Source organism: Modestobacter italicus (genome assembly GCF_019799965.1).
Classification (GTDB): Bacteria; Actinomycetota; Actinomycetes; order Mycobacteriales; family Geodermatophilaceae; genus Modestobacter; species Modestobacter italicus_A.
The window spans coordinates 1-1102 of sequence record NZ_JABGCJ010000045.1 but is presented as its reverse complement, the minus strand read 5'-3'; the positions used below and the strand labels follow the sequence as shown (position 1 = coordinate 1102).

2 protein-coding genes are annotated in these 1102 nt (G+C 34.0%); both read right to left on the bottom strand.

The features are described 5' to 3' along the window. On the bottom strand, positions 1-188 hold a 188-nt coding region (locus HLA93_RS20305; RefSeq protein ID WP_222196255.1), incomplete at its 3' end, for a hypothetical protein. Between the two features lie 510 nt (positions 189-698). Continuing rightward, the coding region (locus HLA93_RS20300; protein WP_222196254.1) for a hypothetical protein at positions 699-1102 on the bottom strand (404 nt) is incomplete at its 5' end.

Sequence of the window (1102 nt, the reverse complement as noted above, 5' to 3'; positions counted from 1 at the left end):
TCAGAAACTATGGAAACAGGCACACCATGCAATCTGATAATCTCATCAATGTACAGTTTAGTTAAAACACTCAACTTATAAGTCTCTTTAATCGGCAAAAAGTGAGCAGACTTAGTTAATCTGTCCTCAATCACCCAAATAGCATCACATCCAGTCTTAGTCTTAGGTAATCCAGTCACAAAGTCCATGGTGATATGCTCTCATTTCCATTTTAAACAAAATTGTACGTAATACATGCACCAAAAACTGAAACAGCTCAGGTCTACTACGAATTTTTAAAACACCAGCAATACCCTTCTCTTAACCTCAACCTCATCCTCACCCATTACCAGGGCCTGTTGGAACTGTTGGTCTTATTGGTCTTATTGGGCCAGGATATTACAGTCATTTTAACATAAAGCAAACCATCATTCTTAGGTAAGAAAAACATTCTCGAGATTTTCAACCAAGCATTTTCCCATGCTCCACAAAATTTACAGATAGAATACTCACCAATCAAAATTTAAGAACAAAATTTCACAGGTCAAAATCAAACAAATAACATGTACATGTAGATACCAAGAGAAAACAAATCACATATACTAGGGCTTGCTTTAAAACAAATCACGAAAAATTTTCCAATAGACCTTGGTTCAAAAGTCAGTTATAGGAAAACCTTTATTCCTCAAAGTCCATACTTACAACTTTTAGAGAAAATATTATAAAACTCTTTCTATATCAACAATAGCCTCAAAATATGAATAAAATCTCATAACTTTCTCATCTAAAGCTTGAGCTTCTATTATACGAGTATTTATCAAAGGCTGAACAACAAAATTACACAAATGCCTTTGTGATCCTTCACTTATATCATAGATCGCATAATCTTCAAGGACATTCCACATTTTCCATCTGTCTACAGCTAAGCTATGCACACGAGAATGAGACTTTCTACTCAAAGCATCAGCAACTACATTTGCTTTCACAGGATGATATTTAAGTTCAAAATCATAGTCTTCCATATATTCCATCCACCTATGCCAGCTCATAGTTAAATCTTTCTGAGTAAAAATAAACTTTAAACTCTTGTGATCAGTAAATACCTCAAAATTCTCACCATACA